Annotated in this window: 18 protein-coding genes and 1 other annotated feature; all 18 genes read left to right on the top strand. The window is 32.2% G+C overall.

Going from position 1 to position 18,159, the window contains the following annotated elements; translation table 11 throughout:
• Positions 1 to 11: 11 nt before the first annotated feature.
• The 18 genes from GAN53_RS01800 to GAN53_RS01715 all read left to right on the top strand — a co-directional run bounded on the left by GAN53_RS01800 (position 12) and on the right by GAN53_RS01715 (position 18,032).
• Positions 12 to 689, top strand: a complete 678-nt coding sequence (locus tag GAN53_RS01800; protein ID WP_151409310.1) for a hypothetical protein — start codon at positions 12 to 14, stop codon at positions 687 to 689.
• Positions 690 to 821: 132 nt separating this feature from the next.
• Positions 822 to 1,361 carry an ECF transporter S component gene (locus tag GAN53_RS01795; protein ID WP_151409309.1) on the top strand — a complete coding sequence of 180 codons (540 nt, stop codon included), beginning with the start codon at positions 822 to 824 and terminating at the stop codon, positions 1,359 to 1,361.
• A gap of 42 nt (positions 1,362 to 1,403) precedes the next feature.
• Complete coding sequence (locus GAN53_RS01790) at positions 1,404 to 1,823, top strand: PPC domain-containing DNA-binding protein (RefSeq protein WP_225791798.1); 420 nt, start codon at positions 1,404 to 1,406, stop codon at positions 1,821 to 1,823.
• Positions 1,824 to 1,831: 8 nt separating this feature from the next.
• Positions 1,832 to 2,473, top strand: a complete 642-nt coding sequence (locus GAN53_RS01785; RefSeq protein WP_151409307.1) for a CpXC domain-containing protein — start codon at positions 1,832 to 1,834, stop codon at positions 2,471 to 2,473.
• A gap of 143 nt (positions 2,474 to 2,616) precedes the next feature.
• Positions 2,617 to 3,816, top strand: coding sequence for a S41 family peptidase (locus tag GAN53_RS01780; RefSeq protein ID WP_151409306.1), 1,200 nt, complete (start codon positions 2,617 to 2,619; stop codon positions 3,814 to 3,816).
• 12 nt (positions 3,817 to 3,828) lie between these two features.
• Positions 3,829 to 5,199 carry a magnesium transporter gene (gene mgtE / locus GAN53_RS01775; protein WP_151409305.1) on the top strand — a complete coding sequence of 457 codons (1,371 nt, stop codon included), beginning with the start codon at positions 3,829 to 3,831 and terminating at the stop codon, positions 5,197 to 5,199.
• A 21-nt stretch (positions 5,200 to 5,220) separates the two neighbouring features.
• Positions 5,221 to 6,585 carry a magnesium transporter gene (gene mgtE / locus GAN53_RS01770; RefSeq protein WP_151409304.1) on the top strand — a complete coding sequence of 455 codons (1,365 nt, stop codon included), beginning with the start codon at positions 5,221 to 5,223 and terminating at the stop codon, positions 6,583 to 6,585.
• Between the two features lie 16 nt (positions 6,586 to 6,601).
• Positions 6,602 to 7,300, top strand: a complete 699-nt coding sequence (locus GAN53_RS01765) for an acyl-[acyl-carrier-protein] thioesterase (protein WP_151409303.1) — start codon at positions 6,602 to 6,604, stop codon at positions 7,298 to 7,300.
• Positions 7,293 to 7,946, top strand: a complete 654-nt coding sequence (locus GAN53_RS01760; protein ID WP_151409302.1) for an HDIG domain-containing metalloprotein — start codon at positions 7,293 to 7,295, stop codon at positions 7,944 to 7,946. The genes GAN53_RS01765 and GAN53_RS01760 overlap by 8 nt, the downstream gene beginning before the upstream one ends.
• 167 nt (positions 7,947 to 8,113) lie before the next feature.
• Positions 8,114 to 8,342, top strand: a binding site (T-box leader).
• 52 nt (positions 8,343 to 8,394) lie between these two features.
• Positions 8,395 to 9,603 (top strand): M20 metallopeptidase family protein, encoded by a 1,209-nt coding sequence (locus GAN53_RS01755; RefSeq protein ID WP_151409301.1) that lies wholly within the window; start codon positions 8,395 to 8,397, stop codon positions 9,601 to 9,603.
• Positions 9,596 to 10,624: a methionine ABC transporter ATP-binding protein gene (locus GAN53_RS01750; protein ID WP_151409300.1), complete on the top strand. Its 1,029-nt coding sequence runs from the start codon at positions 9,596 to 9,598 to the stop codon at positions 10,622 to 10,624. The genes GAN53_RS01755 and GAN53_RS01750 overlap by 8 nt, the downstream gene beginning before the upstream one ends.
• Positions 10,611 to 11,276 (top strand): methionine ABC transporter permease, encoded by a 666-nt coding sequence (locus GAN53_RS01745; protein ID WP_151409299.1) that lies wholly within the window; start codon positions 10,611 to 10,613, stop codon positions 11,274 to 11,276. Before GAN53_RS01750 ends, GAN53_RS01745 begins: the two co-directional genes overlap by 14 nt.
• A gap of 10 nt (positions 11,277 to 11,286) precedes the next feature.
• The gene (locus GAN53_RS01740) at positions 11,287 to 12,141 is read left to right on the top strand and encodes a MetQ/NlpA family ABC transporter substrate-binding protein (RefSeq protein WP_151409298.1); all 855 of its coding nucleotides are present in this window, start codon (positions 11,287 to 11,289) and stop codon (positions 12,139 to 12,141) included.
• Between the two features lie 11 nt (positions 12,142 to 12,152).
• Positions 12,153 to 13,043 (top strand): MetQ/NlpA family ABC transporter substrate-binding protein, encoded by an 891-nt coding sequence (locus GAN53_RS01735; RefSeq protein ID WP_151409297.1) that lies wholly within the window; start codon positions 12,153 to 12,155, stop codon positions 13,041 to 13,043.
• 151 nt (positions 13,044 to 13,194) lie between these two features.
• Entirely contained in the window at positions 13,195 to 13,677 is a 483-nt protein-coding gene (locus tag GAN53_RS01730) for a glutathione peroxidase (RefSeq protein ID WP_151409296.1), read from the top strand.
• A gap of 1 nt (position 13,678) precedes the next feature.
• A complete protein-coding gene (locus GAN53_RS01725) occupies positions 13,679 to 14,164 on the top strand; it encodes a hypothetical protein (RefSeq protein WP_151409295.1) in 486 nt (161 codons plus the stop codon).
• A gap of 262 nt (positions 14,165 to 14,426) precedes the next feature.
• The gene (ileS, locus tag GAN53_RS01720; protein WP_151409294.1) at positions 14,427 to 17,540 is read left to right on the top strand and encodes an isoleucine--tRNA ligase; all 3,114 of its coding nucleotides are present in this window, start codon (positions 14,427 to 14,429) and stop codon (positions 17,538 to 17,540) included.
• Between the two features lie 48 nt (positions 17,541 to 17,588).
• Complete coding sequence (locus GAN53_RS01715; RefSeq protein ID WP_151409293.1) at positions 17,589 to 18,032, top strand: 8-oxo-dGTP diphosphatase; 444 nt, start codon at positions 17,589 to 17,591, stop codon at positions 18,030 to 18,032.
• Positions 18,033 to 18,159: the final 127 nt, after the last annotated feature.

Here is an 18,159-nt window from a genome sequence, read left to right as displayed (position 1 = left end):
GATGGATAAATATGAAAAATAAATTAAAATATGGATTACTAGTAATTGCCCTATCACTAAGCTTTACACTTATTAGTATACAAAATGAATCTGTTACAAAAATTTCTTATGCGGAAGAAATCAACAAAAATTCAGCTTTTTACAGATCAAAGAAAACCAGAGATGCATATCTTGCCTTGACAAGTGAGCAAAGAAAAGAGCTAGATATGATGAATACTGATAACAAGATGCCTCTTACAATTGAAGAAGTTCTTGCTACCGGCAAATATAAACTTCCTATAAGAAAAGGCGTGGATTGGCTTTATCCTTTTATGCTTGATAAAAACAAAAATGGAGAAGTTGGCGAAAATTATATAGGGCCAAATAATGGATCCCAAAGCAAAGATTCACCTACAACGATAGTTCAAGAAACAACAGTTGAAGAAAATACCAATATAGTGGTACCAATTAATCCTTTGATAGTTGAAAAAACTAACGATAATTTAGAAATTGCCGAGGGGATTACTGAAGAAACTAGACTACAACTTATTGAAGCTATAACAAATGCAAACAAGCAGATAGATGCTGCAGAATATTTAATGGAAAATTTCCCTAAGACTATAGCTAAAGTAGTGGATAAATTAGAATTTTTAATAAAAGATTCTAAAGAAACTATAAAAATGGCAGAAGAACTGCTTGCGAAAAACTAAATACAAAATCAAGACTTCTAATTTTTGGAAGTCTTTTTTTTTATAAAAATTTGATAAATATATAAAAATAATCCATAAAAATTTAAAAGCTAAGCCTATTTGTGTTATACTTATAGCTATGAGGAGGGGAAAATGAAAAATTTAACAACCAAAAAATTAACTTTTATAGCATTATTTACAGCTTTGGTTTATATATTTACCAGATTTTTTCAAGTTCAAATACCAACACCATTTGGCAATACCATGTTTCATTTAGGAAATGTATTTTGCGTCTTGGCAGGTATTTTATTAGGACCAGTTTACGGAGGACTTGCTGGCGGCTTGGGTTCTGCCTTATATGATCTTTTTGATCCAATATATTTTGTGTCAGCTCCAACTACCTTTATTTTTAAATTTTTGATGGGCTTTGTAGCTGGTAAAGTTTTTGAAAAAAATAAAGTAATAGAAAATAAACACATTATCAAAGCTGCAATTTGTGGGCAATTAACCTACACAATTTTGTATCTATTAAAAAATTTTATAAGAAATTTATTTATATTAAACCTTACAATGGAAGCAACTTTAAGCGAGATGGCTATTAAGGGTGGAGTTTCTTTGACCAATGCAGTTATATCTATAATAGTTTCATCAGTTTTAGCTCTTTCTTTGCTAAAAAGATTTGATTTTGAATAAGCAATTCTAAAAATGGGTAAAATTATCTACAAAGGAGTTTTTATGGATTACAAAAAATTTGATAATAAAATTGTTTTAAGACTTAAAGCTTATGATAAGATAATTGAATCATTAGAAACTGTAGCTAAAAAAGAAAATATAAGAGCTTGTCATTTTCAAGGGATTGGAGCTTGTAACGAATTAAAAATTGGATTATTTCACAAAGGTGCAAGTGACTATGATTGGAAAACTTATAATGAAGATTTTGAGATAACTTCACTAATGGGAAATATCACGATTTTTGAAGATAAGCCTCTCGTTCATGCCCATATCACTTGTGCAAGAGAAAATCTAGAAATTATCGGTGGACATCTAAACGAAGCCACTTGTTCACTAACAGCAGAAATTTTTATCGATGTAATCGATGGTGAGATTATCAAAAAACACGACGATGAAGCTTCCATAAATATAATGGAATTTTAGGAGATAATATGCAAACAAGAGAAAAAACTTTTGGAATAACTTGCCCATCTTGTGGAAATACTTTTGAAGAAAGTCTAAATACTGCGATATTTTCATCGACCTTGGATAGGCAAATGATTCTTAAAAATGAATTTGGAAAAATAATTTGCCCTAAGTGTGGCCATGAATTTATTCTAAATTATAAATTTGTCTACACTGATGAAGATATCAAGTTTATGCTAGTAAATGATCCTAAATTTACGGATTTAAAATTTAGACTTGTTTTTTTAACAAGCCTAGAATTATTGGATAAATCAAGAAAAGAAGAGCAGGAAAAATTCCTTACTCGTATGTGTACGGACATTGAAGAAGTTCGTGAAAAGATTATAATCTTTGAAAATTATTTGTCTGATAAGGCTATAGAATTATTAAAATATATTTTGTTAGAAAGCGAAGAATTGGAATTTAACCATGACGATGTAAGCTCTTTTAGATTGGTGGATAAAGATAAATTTTTAATAAAAACGGCAAGTGGAGAAGAATATACCCTAGCATTTGTAAGAGAAGTTTATGAGAAAATTCTTCAACAATACAAGGGAATGTTTGATGCAAATAAAGTAGAAAAAATCGATAAAACTTGGGCTTATGAATTTTTGAAAAAACATAAGTAATTTTAATATCGCATTTGAAAAAAGTTGTCTGTGACTTTTACAATTGCGATTTTTTTGTTTAAAAAGATTTGCGTAAAATGTATAATAATATTATTATTAAGCTATTTATGGTATGATATTAATAATAGCTTATCGGAGGTATTATGAAAAAATTAGGAAAAATTATTCTTGCTCTACTTATAGTAGCTGGTGTTGGATTTACTGGCTATACTTTAGGTTCTAGCATGAATACAAATAATAGCACAAGCAGTCGTGATAGCCAACATATCAAAGATATGAAAGGGCTAGAGGCTTTATTAAAACAAAATTTTTTGTTTGATTTTACAGAGGATCAATTATACGAGGGATCTTTGAAAGGAATGTTTGCAAATTTAGGAGATCCCTACACTTCTTATTATACAGCTGATGAATATAAGAAACTTATGGAAACTCTTGATGGTCGCTATCAAGGAATTGGTGTAACCGTTCAAGCGAGCAAGGAAGGTTATATAAAAGTTGTACAAGTTTTTGACAATTCGCCAGCGAAAAAAGCAGGAATGTTGCCAGGAGATTATATTAGCAAAGTAAATGGAAAGATTTTTTCTTCTGAAGAAATGGACGATGCTGTTGCTGAAATAAAAGGCGAGCCAGGAACTAAGGTAAAACTTACAATTCTTAGAGAAAATGAAGATGGCACAAATCCCAAAGAATTTGACATAGATGTAGATAGAGCTGATGTTACAGTCGATACAATAGATGAGGATATTTTAGAAGTTGACGGCAAAAAAATTGGCTACATTCATATTTTGGCCTTTGACGATGTAACTTGGGATGATTTTTCTCTTGCCTATAACAGATTAAAAGGCGAAAATATCGACGGTCTAGTACTTGATGTTAGAGATAATCCAGGTGGATCCTTAGATGTAGTATTAGACATTGCTGATAATTTCTTAGATGAAGGAACTATTGTTACTACTAAAGATAAAAACGACAATGAAATAGTAGAAAAGAGCGATGCAGATTACGATAATATCCCAATGGTTCTTATACAAAACGAAAATTCCGCATCAGCAAGTGAAATCTTAGCTGGAGCTTTGAAAGATAGAAAACGTGCAAAAATTGTCGGCACCCAATCTTTTGGTAAGGGCATTGTACAAAAAATCTTTGATCTAGAAAATGGAACTGGAGCAAAAATCACCATCAGTGAATATTTCACACCTAGTGGAAATAAGATTCACAAAATAGGAGTTACCCCAGATATCAAGGTTGAAGCTGATGAAGATTTTGATATAAGCAAAAAAGATTTGAAAAACGACAAACAATTTATTTACGCATTGACAGAACTTTTAGATGAATTGAAGTAAAGGATCTTAGCCATGAATACCTACTCAACTATTGAAGAAAAATTAAAAGAGCTTAGGTATCTTTTAGATAAGAAAAGCCTAATCGAGCTTAAAGAATTATTAAATAGAACAAACTCCATGGATATAGTGGAGTTTATAGAAGATTTACCAGCAGAAGAAGCGCTTCTTGTCTTTAGGTTATTAAGAAAAGACGATGCTAGGGAAGTTTTTGCTGAACTTGATAGTGATGATAAGGAAAAACTTCAAGAGGGCCTTAATGATAAAGAATTTAAGGACTTATTAGATGACCTTAACTTCGATGATATGATCGATACCCTAGAAGAAATGCCAGCGGCTCTTGTTAAAGATATCTTACAATCAACTGATAGCAAAACTAGGAAATTGGTAAATGAATATTTGCAATTTCCAGAAGATTCCGCTGCAAGCTTGATGACCACAGAATTTGTGGAACTAAGTCCAGATATGACAGTTGGGGAAAGCTTAAAACTAATTGAGGAAGTTGGCAAAGATAAGGTTATTGTCTACACATCTTATGTAACTAACAAAGCTAAGGAGCTTTTAGGTTATGTTTCTTTAAGATCTATGGTAACAAGCGATGAAGATGTGAAAATCAAAGACCTTATGTTTGAAGATGTAATATCAGTAAGAACTACAGAAGATCAAGAAGATGTAGCCCACGTCTTTCAAAAATATGGTTTTACAGCTTTGCCTGTAGTAGATAAAACTGGGAAACTTGTTGGAATTATCACAGTAGATGATATCATGTGGATAATCGAACAAGAGGCAACAGAAGACTTTCAACGTATAGCAGCTACAAGCCCCGAAGAAGAAGATTATTCTAAAATGAGTCCTTGGGAATTGGCAAAAAATAGAATCCCATGGCTTATGTTTTTGATGATATCTGGAGCTTTTACATCGACAATTTTAAAAAACTATGAAGATGTTATACAAACAGTAATAGCCTTAAATATGTTTATACCAATGCTTACCGGTTCAGGAGGAAATGCTGGAAGCCAAGCATCAACCCTTGTAATTCGTGCTATGGCAACTAATGATATCAAATCAAAAGATTGGTTAAAAGTTTTATCAAAGGAAATGCTTGTTGGATTAATCTGTGGGTTAGTCTTAGGCTTTGTAGCTTTTTTAAAATGCTATTTCTTTGATAAGGTTTCAATGGATATAGCGCTAGTTGTTGCCTTTGCAATATTGTCTATAATAATAATGGCAAAATCTATTGGCTCAATACTTCCAATAGTTGCAAAAAGACTTGGAGCAGATCCAGCCATAATGGCAAGCCCACTTATTACTACAATTGTGGATTCTTTAGGCCTAATAGTATATTTTAAGATTGCCCAATTAATCCTTCCAGGCCTTTTAATCTAAGATAAACAAGGAGAGAATTTTATGTATGCATATAGATCTAGCGAAGAAAGATTAATAGAATTAAAATATCTTCTTGATAAAAAAAGAACTGCAGAATTATCCGAACTTTTAAGAAGAACAAATCCTGTGGATATAGTGGAATTTATCGAAGATCTATCTTCTGAAGAAGCTCTTGTTGTCTTTAGACTTCTAAAAAAAGACGATGCAGTTGAAGTTTTTGCGGCACTTGACAGTGACGATAAGGAAAGACTCCAACAAGGTCTAAAAGAAGATGAGTTTAGAAGCTTATTAAGAGAGCTTAATTTCGATGATATGATCGATACCCTAGAGGAAATGCCAGCTGCCATGGTTCAAAGAATTTTGCGCACGGCAGATAAAGCTAGGCGTGATTTGGTAAATAAATACTTACAATTTCCAGAAGATTCTGCTGGAACTTTGATGACAACAGAATTTGTAGAATTAAAGCCTTATATGACAGTTAGGCAAGCTTTAGACCATATAAAAAAGGTAGGCCATGACAAGGTAACTATCTATACTTGCTATGTAACAAGTCCTACAAAAAAACTTTTGGGCTATGTTTCCCTAAGGTCAATTGTAACAAACAAAAAAGATACATTAATAGGCGATTTGATGTATGAAGATGTAATTTCAGTTATAACTACAGAAGATCAAGAAGATGTTGCTCATACTTTCCAAAAATACGGTTTTACAGCTCTTCCTGTTGTAGATAATACTTATAGATTAGTAGGGATAATCACAGTAGATGATATCATGTGGATAATCGAGCAAGAGGCTACTGAAGACTTCCAACGTATAGCAGCTACAACTCCAGATGAGCTTGATTATTCTAAAGCAAGTCCCTTTTCTTTGGCAAAAAATAGGATTCCTTGGTTGATGTTTCTGATGATATCAGCAACCTTTACATCCACCATCCTAAAATCTTACCAATCTGTAATACAAGCTGTAATTGCTTTAAATATGTTTATACCAATTTTAACAGACTCTGGTGGTAATGCTGGAAGCCAAGCATCAACCCTTGTAATCCGTGCCATGGCGACCAATGATATTAACACCAAAGACTGGCTAAAAGTTTTATTAAAAGAAATAAGCGTTGGTTTAATTTGTGGGCTAGCTTTAGGATTTGTGGCGTTTTTAAAATGCTATTTCTTTGATAAGGTTGGCCTTAGTGTTTCACTTATAGTTGCTCTTACGATTATAGGAATAGTTATTATGGCAAAAGCCGTTGGCTCTCTTTTACCAATGATAGCAGAAAAACTAGGCTTTGACCCAGCTATAATGGCAAGCCCATTAATTTCGACAATACTTGACTCCTTGTCATTAATTGTTTATTTTACAATAGCAAAAACTATAATTCCTGGAATATAAGTGCGAAAGTTGATTTATGATAACTAGCGTAAATTTTAAAATTCCTCACAGTATGTGTGATAGATTTGGAAATCTAAGCCTTAGAAATCTTGTTGGACTTATGGTTGAAACATCGATTATTCAAGCACAAGAAGCCGAAAAAAATATAGACACTAAAAATCTTAGACGGATACTCTACTGTCGGGATATAAAAATAAAAGAGACCATAAAAGCAGAAGAAGAGATAAAAATTACAACGATGCCACTAGAAATGGACAAATTTTATTGCCATAGAAATTTCTGTGTGGAAAAAGATGGCAAGATTTTAGTAAAAGCCTATGCGAGATTTTTTATTCTTGATATCAATAGGCGTAGACCAATAAAAGCAAGTGATGAATTTAAAAAAGCTTATAGCAAAGAAAAGGCAATTTATAGGCCTGAAAAAATTACTTACAGAGATGATTTTACTAATGAAAAAAGAATTTTTGTTAGAAATAGCGATATTGATACGAATTTTCATGTAAATAATGCCGTATATTTTGACTATATCCTAGATTATTTAGATATTTATAGCAAAGATATTTCTTATGTGAATATGGTCTATAAAAATGAAATTAGAGATAAAAAATCCATCTTGGCAGAGTCAATTCTCTATGATAATCAAATTGATTTTAGGTTAAAATCAGAAGATTCTAAGCGTATCTACACCTATGGGAAAATAATAAAAAATGTATAAAAAAGATTTTGGAAATATACCCAACAAAGACAAAATAATATCCTATCTAGAAGAAGGCTATGAAAAAAATCCAGGCAAGTGGGTTTTACATTCACGGATAATAGGAAAAACCGCTTATAATATAGCAAAAGAAATTGGCTTAGATCCTGATGTGGCCTTTGCTTGCGGAGCCTTGCATGATATAGGGAAAATGAGTGGGGCAAAAGATGCTAAGCATTTTTTAAATGGTTATAAGATTCTTAGAGCTGATTCATATTTCTTTCCAGCAAGAATTGCCCTAAGCCATAGTTTTCAAATACAAAATATCGATTCCTATGTTGGTAAACTTAATATTTCTGATACGGATAAAGAATTTGTTGAAAATTTTTTAACTTACACAACTTATAACGACTATGATTTATTGATTCAACTTCTAGATGCTATCATCAAGGCAGAATATCTAGGAGTAGAAAAAAGATCTCAAGGAGTCCTTGAAAAACATGGTTCAAATCCTTATTTTCTCCAAAGAAAAGAAAGAATTTACCAACTAGAAGAATATTTTCAAAATAAATTAAAAAAGCCAATAAAATCTTACATGCCAAGGCAAAGATGGTACAAATTTCCTTATTCTTTGTATAGGAATGATCATAAGAATTTGCAAAAATAAGTTTTTGCTGTATATTATTAATGAATTTATTTTACCATATCGAGGGGGCTTCAAGCCTTCTCTTTTATTTGGGAAATTGTATAGAAATAAAAAAGAATTTATATTTTTCAAATAAAAATTTGACAAAGAAATTTTATAGTGGTAAACTCTATCTATCAAACAGATTAATAAACCAAAAGAAAAGAAGAGTAATCTAGATGGACATTTTACAGAGAGCCCAGTTTGCTGAGATGGGTAAATAGAAGTTTAGATGAACATGGCCTTTGATGGGGTGAGTCGATATGAGATTCACACGGGTCTTCCCGTTATAGAAGTAGAGTATGTTTGTACTTGATGAGTGTATGTATGCGTGAGTATACATAAAATAAGGTGGTAACGCGAATTTTCGTCCTTAGATTCTTTAGTTAGAATTTAAGGGCGTTTTTTTATTGGGATTTTAGGAGAGAATATGATAAATAATGAAATTATAAAAGAAAAAGTCGATCAATGTTACAAGGACACAATTTGTTGGAGAAATTATCTTCACGAAAATCCAGAAGTAAGTAGCAAGGAAATAGAAACTGCTAAATATCTAAAAAATATATGCACAAATTTGGGATTAATTGTAGAAGATGTTAAAAATTCAACGGGTTTTACAGCCTTGCTTGATACAAAAAATCCGGGCAAAACCATAGGGATAAGAACAGATATAGATGCTCTACCAATTTTGGAAAGCCAATATAATCTAAAAAAGAAAAAAGAGATTGTTTCAAAAAATAAAGGCGTAAGTCATGCTTGTGGACACGATAGCCACATGGCATCCTTACTAACAACAGCAAAAATACTTACTGATTTAAAAGATCAGTTAGGGGGAAAAGTTTATTTTATCTTTGAAGAAGCTGAAGAAACTGGGGCAGGAATCCAAGCTATGGTAGAACATCTAAAAGATAAAAATTTAGATTTTTGCTATGGCAACCACCAAAGTCCATATTTAAAAGTTGGAGAAATTTCCTTGGTAAAGGGCCCTGCTTACGCAGGTTGTGCTGGTTTTGATTTTGATGTTATAGGCAAGGGCGGTCATGGATCAAGACCTGATAGATGTATAAATCCACTAATTGCAACTACAAATATTATCACAGCCCTAAATCTTGCTTGGACAAATCAGCTAGATCAAAGCAAAATTGTAACTTTTGGTCTAGGTGCTATAAATGGAGGTTCTGCTTCAAATGTTATACCAAATACGACAAATGTAAAAGGAACCTTGAGATTTTTTGATGATAAGGCTGGAGAAGATGCCCTAAAAGTTTTGAAAGAAGTTACAAGAGCAACAGCTAAGGCTCACAAATGCGAAGTTAAATTTAATGATTATACAAAAATCGTAGCCTATCCAACTATAAATGATCCAAAACTTAGAGATAAGGTAAAAGAATCGCTAGATGAAATTTTCCCTAAGGCTTTCGTCGATTTAGAAGCGACTTACGGTTCAGAATCATTTTTTGGATATCAAAGACTTTGCCCTTCAGTTTATGCAGGATTTGGAATTGGAAATGAAGAAGAAGGAATGGCAGCTGGCGCTCATACACCAGAATTTGATATTGATCCAAGAGGAATGAAATATGCGGTTGGCTTACAAGTAAAAGTTGCCATAGATTTCTTAGAAGGAGTTTACGATGATTGATTTAAAAAATATAAGCGTTGATTTTGATGGCTTTAGAGCGGTTGATGATGTAAGCCTTAAAGTTTGCAAAAATGACGTTTATGGGATAGTAGGATTTTCTGGAGCTGGTAAATCTACCCTAGTTAGGACAATTAATTTACTACAAAAGCCAAGCTCTGGAGAAGTCATAGTAAATGGCAAAAATCTTTTAAGTCTTAGCGATAAAGAACTTAGAGAGGAGAGAAAAAACATTGGAATGATTTTCCAACATTTTAATCTCCTAAACAATCTTACGGTTTTGGATAATGTAATATATCCCATTAGAAAATTAAAAATATCTAAGGCTGAAAAAGAAAAAAAGGCTAGAGAATTGCTTGAAGTTGTGGGAATTGCCGATAAGGCAAAAAATTATCCCAGAGAATTATCTGGTGGCCAACAACAAAGATGCGCAATAGCTAGAGCCTTGGCAAGCGATCCTGAAATTTTGCTTTGTGATGAGGCAACAAGCGCCCTAGATCCAAAAACAACCAAGCAAATATTAAAATTATTGAAAGAACTAAACAAGAAATTTAACCTAACCATAGTTATAATAACCCATCAAATGGAAGTGGTAAAAGAATTATGCAACAAATGCGCAGTCATGGATAAGGGAAAAATTGTTGAAAGTGGGTCAACACTTGATATTTTTGCAAATCCAAAAGAAGCTTTGACAAAAGAATTTGTAGAAACTTCAACAAATGTAATTCAAACCATAGAAGAAGTTAAAGCAAATATTGGAATTTTAAAAGAAAACGAACTATTGGTTAAGCTTAATTATTTGGGAGAATCCACAACAGAGCCTTTAATAAATGATCTATTTGAGAAATTTGGAGTAAAAACAAATGTTCTTGCTGGAAATATCGAATTTATCACAGGCACACCAGTTGGAAATCTTATAGTAAGCTTATCTGGTGATAAGGAAAATTTAGGAAAAATTGGAGATTATTTGACTAAGAAAAAAGTTGGAGTCGAAATTTTAGGAGGTAAAGATGGGATTTTTTGATTATTCTTATTCTATTAGAGATAGAATATTTCAAGATTTTAAGACGACCCTCTATATGCTTATAGTTTCAGCCATATTTACAGGAATATTTGGACTAATAATTGGCGTAATGATGGTTGTTACTGATAGAGGAAGAATCTTAGAAAATAAAGCCATTTATAATTTTTTGGACAAGACAACTAACATATTTAGGTCAATTCCTTTTATAATATTAGTTGCACTTATAGCTCCAATAACAAGGGCGATTGTAAAGACAAGAATAGGGCCAACTGCCGCAATAGTACCTTTGGTATTTTCAGCTGTACCATTTTTTGCAAGGCAAGTTGAACAAGCTCTAGCCAGTGTAGAAAATGGAAAAATCGAAGCGGCTCTTGCAATGGGCAATTCACCATTTGAAATTATAACAAGTGTTTATTTAAGAGAGGGCGTAGGATCTTTGATAAGAGTTTCTTCTATAACGCTAATTTCCCTATTGGGCTTAACTGCTATGGCAGGCCTTGTAGGAGGCGGTGGAATCGGGGACTTAGCCATATCGATGGGATACCAAAGATACAAAGACGATGTAGTTGTAGTAAGTGTAGTCTTAATACTTATCATAGTATTTATTATTCAAGAAGTTGCAAATTATTTAATTAAAAAAACAGATCATTAAGGAGAAAAAAATGAACAATTTTAAGAAAGTTAGCCTAGCACTAGCATTAATTTTAGGACTTAGCTCTTGTGCTAACGATAAGGCTAGCAAAGATCAAAGCAAAGAAGAAACAGCAAAAACTCAAGCAAGCGAAACCATAAAAATTGGTGTAGTTGGAGAAAAAAATGAAATTTGGGAAGAGGTAATCAAAAGATACGAAAAGGCTACAGGAAAAAAAGCTGAACTTGTAAAGTTTTCTGATTATATTCAACCAAACGAAGCTCTAGTAAGTGGAGATATTGATCTAAACAGCTATCAACACTACAAATTTTTAGATGAATTTAACCAAAGTCAAGGCGAAGAAAAAATCGTAGCAATAGCAGATACAATGCTTGCTCCTTTAGGATTTTATTCAAAAAAAATAAAAAGCCTAGATGAACTTAAAGAAAAAGACAAAATAGCAATATCCAATGATCCATCCAACGGTTCAAGAGCATTATTCTTACTACAAAGTGCAGGGATAATCAAAGTAAAAGGCAATCCTGGAGAAATAATTAGTCTTGAAAATATAACAGAAAACCCTAAAAATCTTGAGTTTATTGAAATGGATGCAGCACAAACTCCAAGAAGCTTAGATGATGTAGTAGCAGCTGCTGTAAATGACAATTTTGCTTTAGATTCAGGTTTAAGTCCAAAAAAAGATGCGATTTATTTGGAAAACCCAGAAAATCCTGACTCAAAAATATATATAAATGTAATAGCTGCAAGAAAAGAAGACAAAGATAATGAAGCCTACAAAGAACTTGTGAAATATTATCAAACAGATGAAACAAAAAAAGACTACGATAAATATACAAACGGTGCATGGATAGCATCTTGGAAATAAGGAGATAAAAAATGACAAATATTAGAAAAATTACTTTAGGATTAGCGTTAATTTTAGGACTTAGCTCATGTGGAGCAAACAAGGCAAATGAAGAAAGCTCAAACAATCAAGAAAATGATGTAAAAACAAGTGAAAGTACAAGTGAAGATCCTTTCAAAGATAAGGATGTAATAAAACTTGGTGTAGTTGGTGAAAATAATGAAATTTGGGAAGATGTTGCCAAAAGATTTGAAGAAGGCGAAGGCAAAAAAATTGAAATAGTAACCTTTAGCGAATATAGAGAGCCAAATGAAGCACTTTTGTCTGGAGATATAGATATAAATGCTTTCCAACATAAGAAATTTTTGGAAGACTTTAACACAGCTTCATCTTCAGACCTAGTATCTATTGGAGATACACTAATAGCACCACTTGGAATATATTCAAGCAAAATCAAAAGCCTAGACGAATTAAAAGATAATAGCAAAATAGCCATACCAGATGACCCAACCAATGGAGCTAGAAGCTTATTCTTATTACAAAGTGCTGGATTAATAAAAGTAAATGGCAAAGAAGGCGATGCAATCACAATCAACGACATTACAGAAAATCCTCACAACTATGAAATAGTAGAACTATCAGCAGCACAAACTGCAAGAAGCCTTGATGATGTAGATATAGCTGTTGTAAACTCAGGAATGGCAGTAGATGCTGGTTTCATACCAACAGAAGATTCAATATACTTAGAAGACTACAAAGATGAAAACAAGCAAATATATGTAAATATCATAGCTTGCAAAAAAGAAAATGCCAACAGCCAAACTCTAAAAGATTTGGTAGAAAAATACTATCAAACCAAAGAAACAGCAAAAGTAATTGACGAATCTTCCAAAGGTTCATACGTACCAGCATTTGAATATTAAATAAAATTAGGCTTTCGCAAAATGCGAGAGCCTTTTTTGGGAGATTTATTATAAAAAATTCTTAGATAGGGCAAATATAAGCTATTTTAAGCAAAAGGGGTATATTTTTTATATAGCTTATTATCCAAAAAATCAAATAGAAAGGATTTTTATGACTACGATTTATGATTATAAAGTTAAAAATATAAATGGAGAAGATGTTTCTTTAGAAAAATACAAGGGAAAAGTTCTTTTGATAGTAAATACAGCAACTAAATGTGGCTTTACTCCCCAATATGAAGGTCTTGAAGAGCTTTATAAAACTTACAAAGATAAAGGCTTTGAAATCTTGGATTTTCCTTGCAATCAATTTGCAAACCAAGCTCCAGAAAGTAACCAGGAGATAAAAAACTTCTGTACGGCAAGATTTGGTGTAACTTTTGAAACTTTTGCAAAAATCGATGTAAATGGTGAAAATGAAGAACCACTATATAATTTCCTAAAAAATTCCAAAGGCGGAATTTTTGGAGATGATATCAAGTGGAATTTTACCAAATTTTTGATAGACAAAGATGGAAATGTAGTAAATAGATACGCTTCACAAAAAAAGCCAAAAAATATCGCCAAAGATATAGAAAAATTATTGGAAGCCTAAGATGGATAAATTTGTAAAACTAGCCAAAGACTCAATAAAATATTATATAGAAAATAAAAAATACCTAAAAGAATATGATCAAAGCTTTAAGGACAACCACAATGGAGTGTTGATTATTATTAGGCAAAATGGCAAAAATGAAATAAGTGGTTCAATTTACCCGACAAGAGCGAACATCGGCCTTGATATAATTTACGAATCAGTAAATGCAACGATTTTTAATAACGCCATAGATATGACTGATAATGACATAAGCGATTTATATATTAGCGTTTATGAAGCTACAAAAATAGAGCAGATCAAAGACATGGATGAATTTGGTGTATATCATGGTTTGCTTTTGAAATTTAACAATTTTGATTATTTGGCTTTTAGAAATGATTATGAATCAGACTATCAAATGTATGAGGACATAAAAGATAGGGCGAATGTTGATGAGGATGATGTTTATAGCCTTTACAAATTTAAGGGAACTAGGCACATATAGGAAAAATAAGCATTTGACAATTAGACCTATAATTAGTACACTAAATTAAGAATAATAATAGAGTAAAAAAAGAAGAGTAGCCTTTATAGGAGATTACAGAGAGGCAGGATTGGTGGAAACTGCTATTAAATATTTTGGTGAAGATCATCTTTTAGCTTAATAAGTGAAATAAGTAGCTTGTTACGAAAGCCAATCGTTAAGAGCAACAATTGAAATAAGTGGACCGTCTGTATGGACGGTTCTTTTTTATTAAGGAGAATAAATGAGCGAATTCAAATCTTTAAAAACTAACGAAAGCAAAAAAAGAGAAGAAGAATTAAAGAATTATTGGAACGAAATTGATCTTTTAGAAGAAACTTTCAAAACTCGTGAAGATGCCAAACAATATGTAATTTACGATGGCCCTCCAACAGCTAATGGCAAGCCTGGTATCCACCACGTTATAGCAAGAACCCTAAAGGATATGACTAGTCGTTATAAAAATATGAGAGGCTATAAGGTTCTAAAAAAAGCTGGCTGGGATACTCATGGTCTTCCAGTAGAAATTGAAGTTGAAAAGAAATTAAATTTTCACGACAAAAACGATATAGAAGATTATGGTATAGAAAAGTTCAACAAACTTTGCAAGGAATCCGTATGGGAATATTCTGATTTATGGCGTGATATGAGCGATAGAATGGCCTTTTTGTACGATATGGATCATCCTTATGTAACTTTGGATAATGATTACATCGAAACTGAATGGTATCTATTAGATAAAGCCTTTAAAGAAGGATTAATCTACGAAGGGGCTAAGGTAATGCCATATTGTCCAAGATGTGGTACAGGTCTTGCTTCCCACGAAGTTGCTCAAGGCTATCAAATGGATAAGACCATCACCCTTACCGTAAAATTCAAGAAAAAAGATACAGATAACGAATATTTCCTAGCATGGACGACAACTCCGTGGACTTTGCCATCTAACGTTGCACTTTCAGTAAACCCAGATTTAACTTATGTTAAAGTTTTTGACAAAACTGATGATTGTTATTATTATATGGCAGAATCTTTGGCAGAAACTTTGATGGAAGGCCACGATTACCAAGTTGTTGAGAAATTAAAAGGATCTGACATGGAATATATGGAATATGAACAATTACTTCCTTATGTTAATGTTGGAGACAAGAGAGCTTTTATAGTAACATTGGCAGATTATGTTTCAGCAGAAGATGGTACTGGTATTGTTCACTCAGCTCCTGCTTTTGGTGAAGACGACTATCAAGTTGGTAGAAAATACGACCTTGCTTTTGTTCAACCAGTTGATCTTGAAGGAAATTTCACAGAAACCCCTTGGAAGGGAAGATTTATTTTTGATACCAACGAAGATATTTGGCATCATTTAGTAAATGAAGGCAAAGTCTTTAAAAAACAAACTGTTGAACATAATTATCCACACTGCTGGAGATGCCATACACCGCTTGTTTATTATGCTAAACCATCTTGGTATATAGAAATGAGCAAGTTTTCTGAAAAAATGGTTGAAAATAACAAAACAGTTAATTGGTTCCCTCAAACTATTGGCGAAAAAAGATTTGGCAATTGGTTAGAAAATGTAAAAGACTGGGCAATTTCCAGAAGTCGTTATTGGGGAACTCCACTAAATATTTGGAAATGTGAAGAGTGTGGTCATACAAGAACTGTTGGTTCAAGAGCTGAGCTAGCAGAGCTTGCCATAGAAGATATAGATGAAAATATAGAACTTCACAGACCGTATGTAGATAATGTGACAATGAAATGTCCTCATTGTGGCAAGATTATGAAAAGAGTTCCAGATGTAATCGATGTTTGGTTTGACTCAGGAGCTATGCCATTTGCACAACTTCACTATCCTTTTGAAAACAAAGAATTATTTGAAAATTATTATCCAGCAGATTTTATCTGCGAGGGAATCGACCAAACTCGTGGCTGGTTTTATTCACTAATGGCAATTTCAACCATAACCATGGGCAAGGCACCATACAAAAATGTCTTGGTAAATGATTTGGTAGTTGACAAAAATGGTCAAAAAATGAGTAAATCTCGTGGCAACACCCTAGATCCTTTTGCACTATTTGACAAATACGGGGCAGATGCTGTAAGATTTTATTCTCTTTATGTATCTCCTGCTTGGATGCAAACCAAATTTGACGAAAATGGTTTGGTAGAAGTTCGCAATAATTTCTTTAGAACTTATGAAAATGTCTACAATTTCTTTACTCTTTATGCTAATACAGATAATTTGGGCATGGAAGAGATGAAAAATATTGGCGAAGTTAAACTTGAAAAAATCGACAGATGGTTATATTCAAGATTAAATTCTTTGCTAAAAGAATACTACCAACAAATGGAAATTTTTGAATACAACAAGGTCGTTCATTTGATATCTGATTTTGTAGTAGAAGATCTTTCAAATTGGTATATAAGACGTAATAGAAAGAGATTTTGGACAAGTAATATCAGCGATTCCAAAAAAGCAGTTTACAAAACAACTTACGATGTTTTACTCACTTTATCAAAGATAATAGCACCAATTACACCATTTATAGCTGAAGAAGTTTATAGAAACCTAACTGGAGATAAAACTGTTCACACACAACTTTTGCCAGAAGTTTGCGAAAATTTAATCGACAAAGAACTTGAAAATGATATGGAATTAATTAGAAAAGTTGTAAATCTAGGACGTGCTTCAAGAGAAAAAGAAGCAATCAAGGTTCGTCAACCACTTTCTAAAATCATTGTCGATGGCAGATATAAGAAAAATATTGAAGATCTAGTTCCTCTAATCAAAGAAGAGCTAAATGTTAAAGAAGTTGAATTTGCAGAAGATCTATCAGAATTTATGGAATTTTCACTAAAACCTGATTTTAAGGTTGTAGGTCCAATATTCCAAGCAAAGGTAAATGAATTTGGCAAATACTTACAAAAGATCAATGCCAAGGAATTTATAGACCAAGTGGAAAATGAAGATGTAGAAATAGAATTGTCAGGCGAAAAATATCAAGTTAAAAAAGATTATCTAGATGTTAGAATTTCCGCAAAAGAAGGCTTTGATGTTGAAATTGATGGCAATGTCTTTGTAGTTTTGGATACAGAAATAACAAAAGATCTAAAAGATGAAGGCTATGCCCGTGAATTTATTTCAAAAATTCAAAATCTAAGAAAAGATTCAGGATTTTTAGTAACAGATAGGATTGATATAATCTATTCTTGTGATGATGAATTAAGCAAATCTTTGGAAAAATTCCAAGATGAGATAAAAAGCGAAACTCTTTGTGATAACTTAAAAAGAGAAGAAATAGACAAAGAGGAAACAGCTCTAAATGATAAATCAATCAAAATTGAAGTAAAAAGAAATTAAAAACAAAAGAGGGTTGTTTATTACAATCCTTTTTTTATAGGAGAAAATATGAAAATTCGACTAATGAATATGGTAAAAATTGTAAATGAAAAAACTAATGAAGTTGTAGTTTTAGACAAAATCAAAAAAGAAGGCTGGGAAGGTCTGACTTTTCCTGGAGGAAAGCGCAAAGAAAACGAAAGTTTAATAGAATCAGCCGTAAGAGAGGCCAAAGAAGAAACAGGACTTGATGTTAGTAATTTGAAATATTGTGGACTAATTAGCCGGGAAAGCCAAGACTTTACAGATGTTGGATTTTTGTATGAAACTACTGACTTTAGCGGAGAATTAATAAGAGATAATAGAGAAGGCAAACTTTCTTGGATTAACTACGAGGATTTTAAAAAAATGCAAGGAATGAGCCTATCGATGGATAAAATTTTAGCAATCTATGAGGGCAAATATCAAGAAATTTATTGGGATTTACTAAATGATAAGATAAAATATTTCTAAAGCTAAGATAGCAATCCTAATAGAATATCAAAAAAATAATAGAGAAATATTGAAATTTATTCTTACTAATGATATAATTTGATAAAACAGTGTACCATATCTTATGTAACACTAATTTGTAATCAAA

Origin of the sequence: Anaerococcus sp. Marseille-P9784 (genome assembly GCF_902500265.1) — a bacterium.
Classification (GTDB): Bacteria; Bacillota; Clostridia; order Tissierellales; family Peptoniphilaceae; genus Anaerococcus.
The sequence above is the reverse complement of the archived record's forward strand: the minus strand, read 5'-3'. Positions and strand labels throughout refer to the sequence as shown.

Excerpts from the sequence above, each read along its gene's own strand:
- GAN53_RS01800 (WP_151409310.1), top strand. The coding sequence starts at position 12 with ATGAAAAATAAATTAAAATATGGATTACTAGTAATTGCCCTATCACTA.
- GAN53_RS01795 (WP_151409309.1), top strand. The coding sequence starts at position 822 with ATGAAAAATTTAACAACCAAAAAATTAACTTTTATAGCATTATTTACA.
- GAN53_RS01790 (WP_225791798.1), top strand. The coding sequence starts at position 1,404 with ATGGATTACAAAAAATTTGATAATAAAATTGTTTTAAGACTTAAAGCT.
- GAN53_RS01785 (WP_151409307.1), top strand. The coding sequence starts at position 1,832 with ATGCAAACAAGAGAAAAAACTTTTGGAATAACTTGCCCATCTTGTGGA.
- GAN53_RS01780 (WP_151409306.1), top strand. The coding sequence starts at position 2,617 with ATGAAAAAATTAGGAAAAATTATTCTTGCTCTACTTATAGTAGCTGGT.
- mgtE (WP_151409305.1), top strand. The coding sequence starts at position 3,829 with ATGAATACCTACTCAACTATTGAAGAAAAATTAAAAGAGCTTAGGTAT.
- mgtE (WP_151409304.1), top strand. The coding sequence starts at position 5,221 with ATGTATGCATATAGATCTAGCGAAGAAAGATTAATAGAATTAAAATAT.
- GAN53_RS01765 (WP_151409303.1), top strand. The coding sequence starts at position 6,602 with ATGATAACTAGCGTAAATTTTAAAATTCCTCACAGTATGTGTGATAGA.
- GAN53_RS01760 (WP_151409302.1), top strand. The coding sequence starts at position 7,293 with ATGTATAAAAAAGATTTTGGAAATATACCCAACAAAGACAAAATAATA.
- GAN53_RS01755 (WP_151409301.1), top strand. The coding sequence starts at position 8,395 with ATGATAAATAATGAAATTATAAAAGAAAAAGTCGATCAATGTTACAAG.
- GAN53_RS01750 (WP_151409300.1), top strand. The coding sequence starts at position 9,596 with ATGATTGATTTAAAAAATATAAGCGTTGATTTTGATGGCTTTAGAGCG.
- GAN53_RS01745 (WP_151409299.1), top strand. The coding sequence starts at position 10,611 with ATGGGATTTTTTGATTATTCTTATTCTATTAGAGATAGAATATTTCAA.
- GAN53_RS01740 (WP_151409298.1), top strand. The coding sequence starts at position 11,287 with ATGAACAATTTTAAGAAAGTTAGCCTAGCACTAGCATTAATTTTAGGA.
- GAN53_RS01735 (WP_151409297.1), top strand. The coding sequence starts at position 12,153 with ATGACAAATATTAGAAAAATTACTTTAGGATTAGCGTTAATTTTAGGA.
- GAN53_RS01730 (WP_151409296.1), top strand. The coding sequence starts at position 13,195 with ATGACTACGATTTATGATTATAAAGTTAAAAATATAAATGGAGAAGAT.
- GAN53_RS01725 (WP_151409295.1), top strand. The coding sequence starts at position 13,679 with ATGGATAAATTTGTAAAACTAGCCAAAGACTCAATAAAATATTATATA.
- ileS (WP_151409294.1), top strand. The coding sequence starts at position 14,427 with ATGAGCGAATTCAAATCTTTAAAAACTAACGAAAGCAAAAAAAGAGAA.
- GAN53_RS01715 (WP_151409293.1), top strand. The coding sequence starts at position 17,589 with ATGAAAATTCGACTAATGAATATGGTAAAAATTGTAAATGAAAAAACT.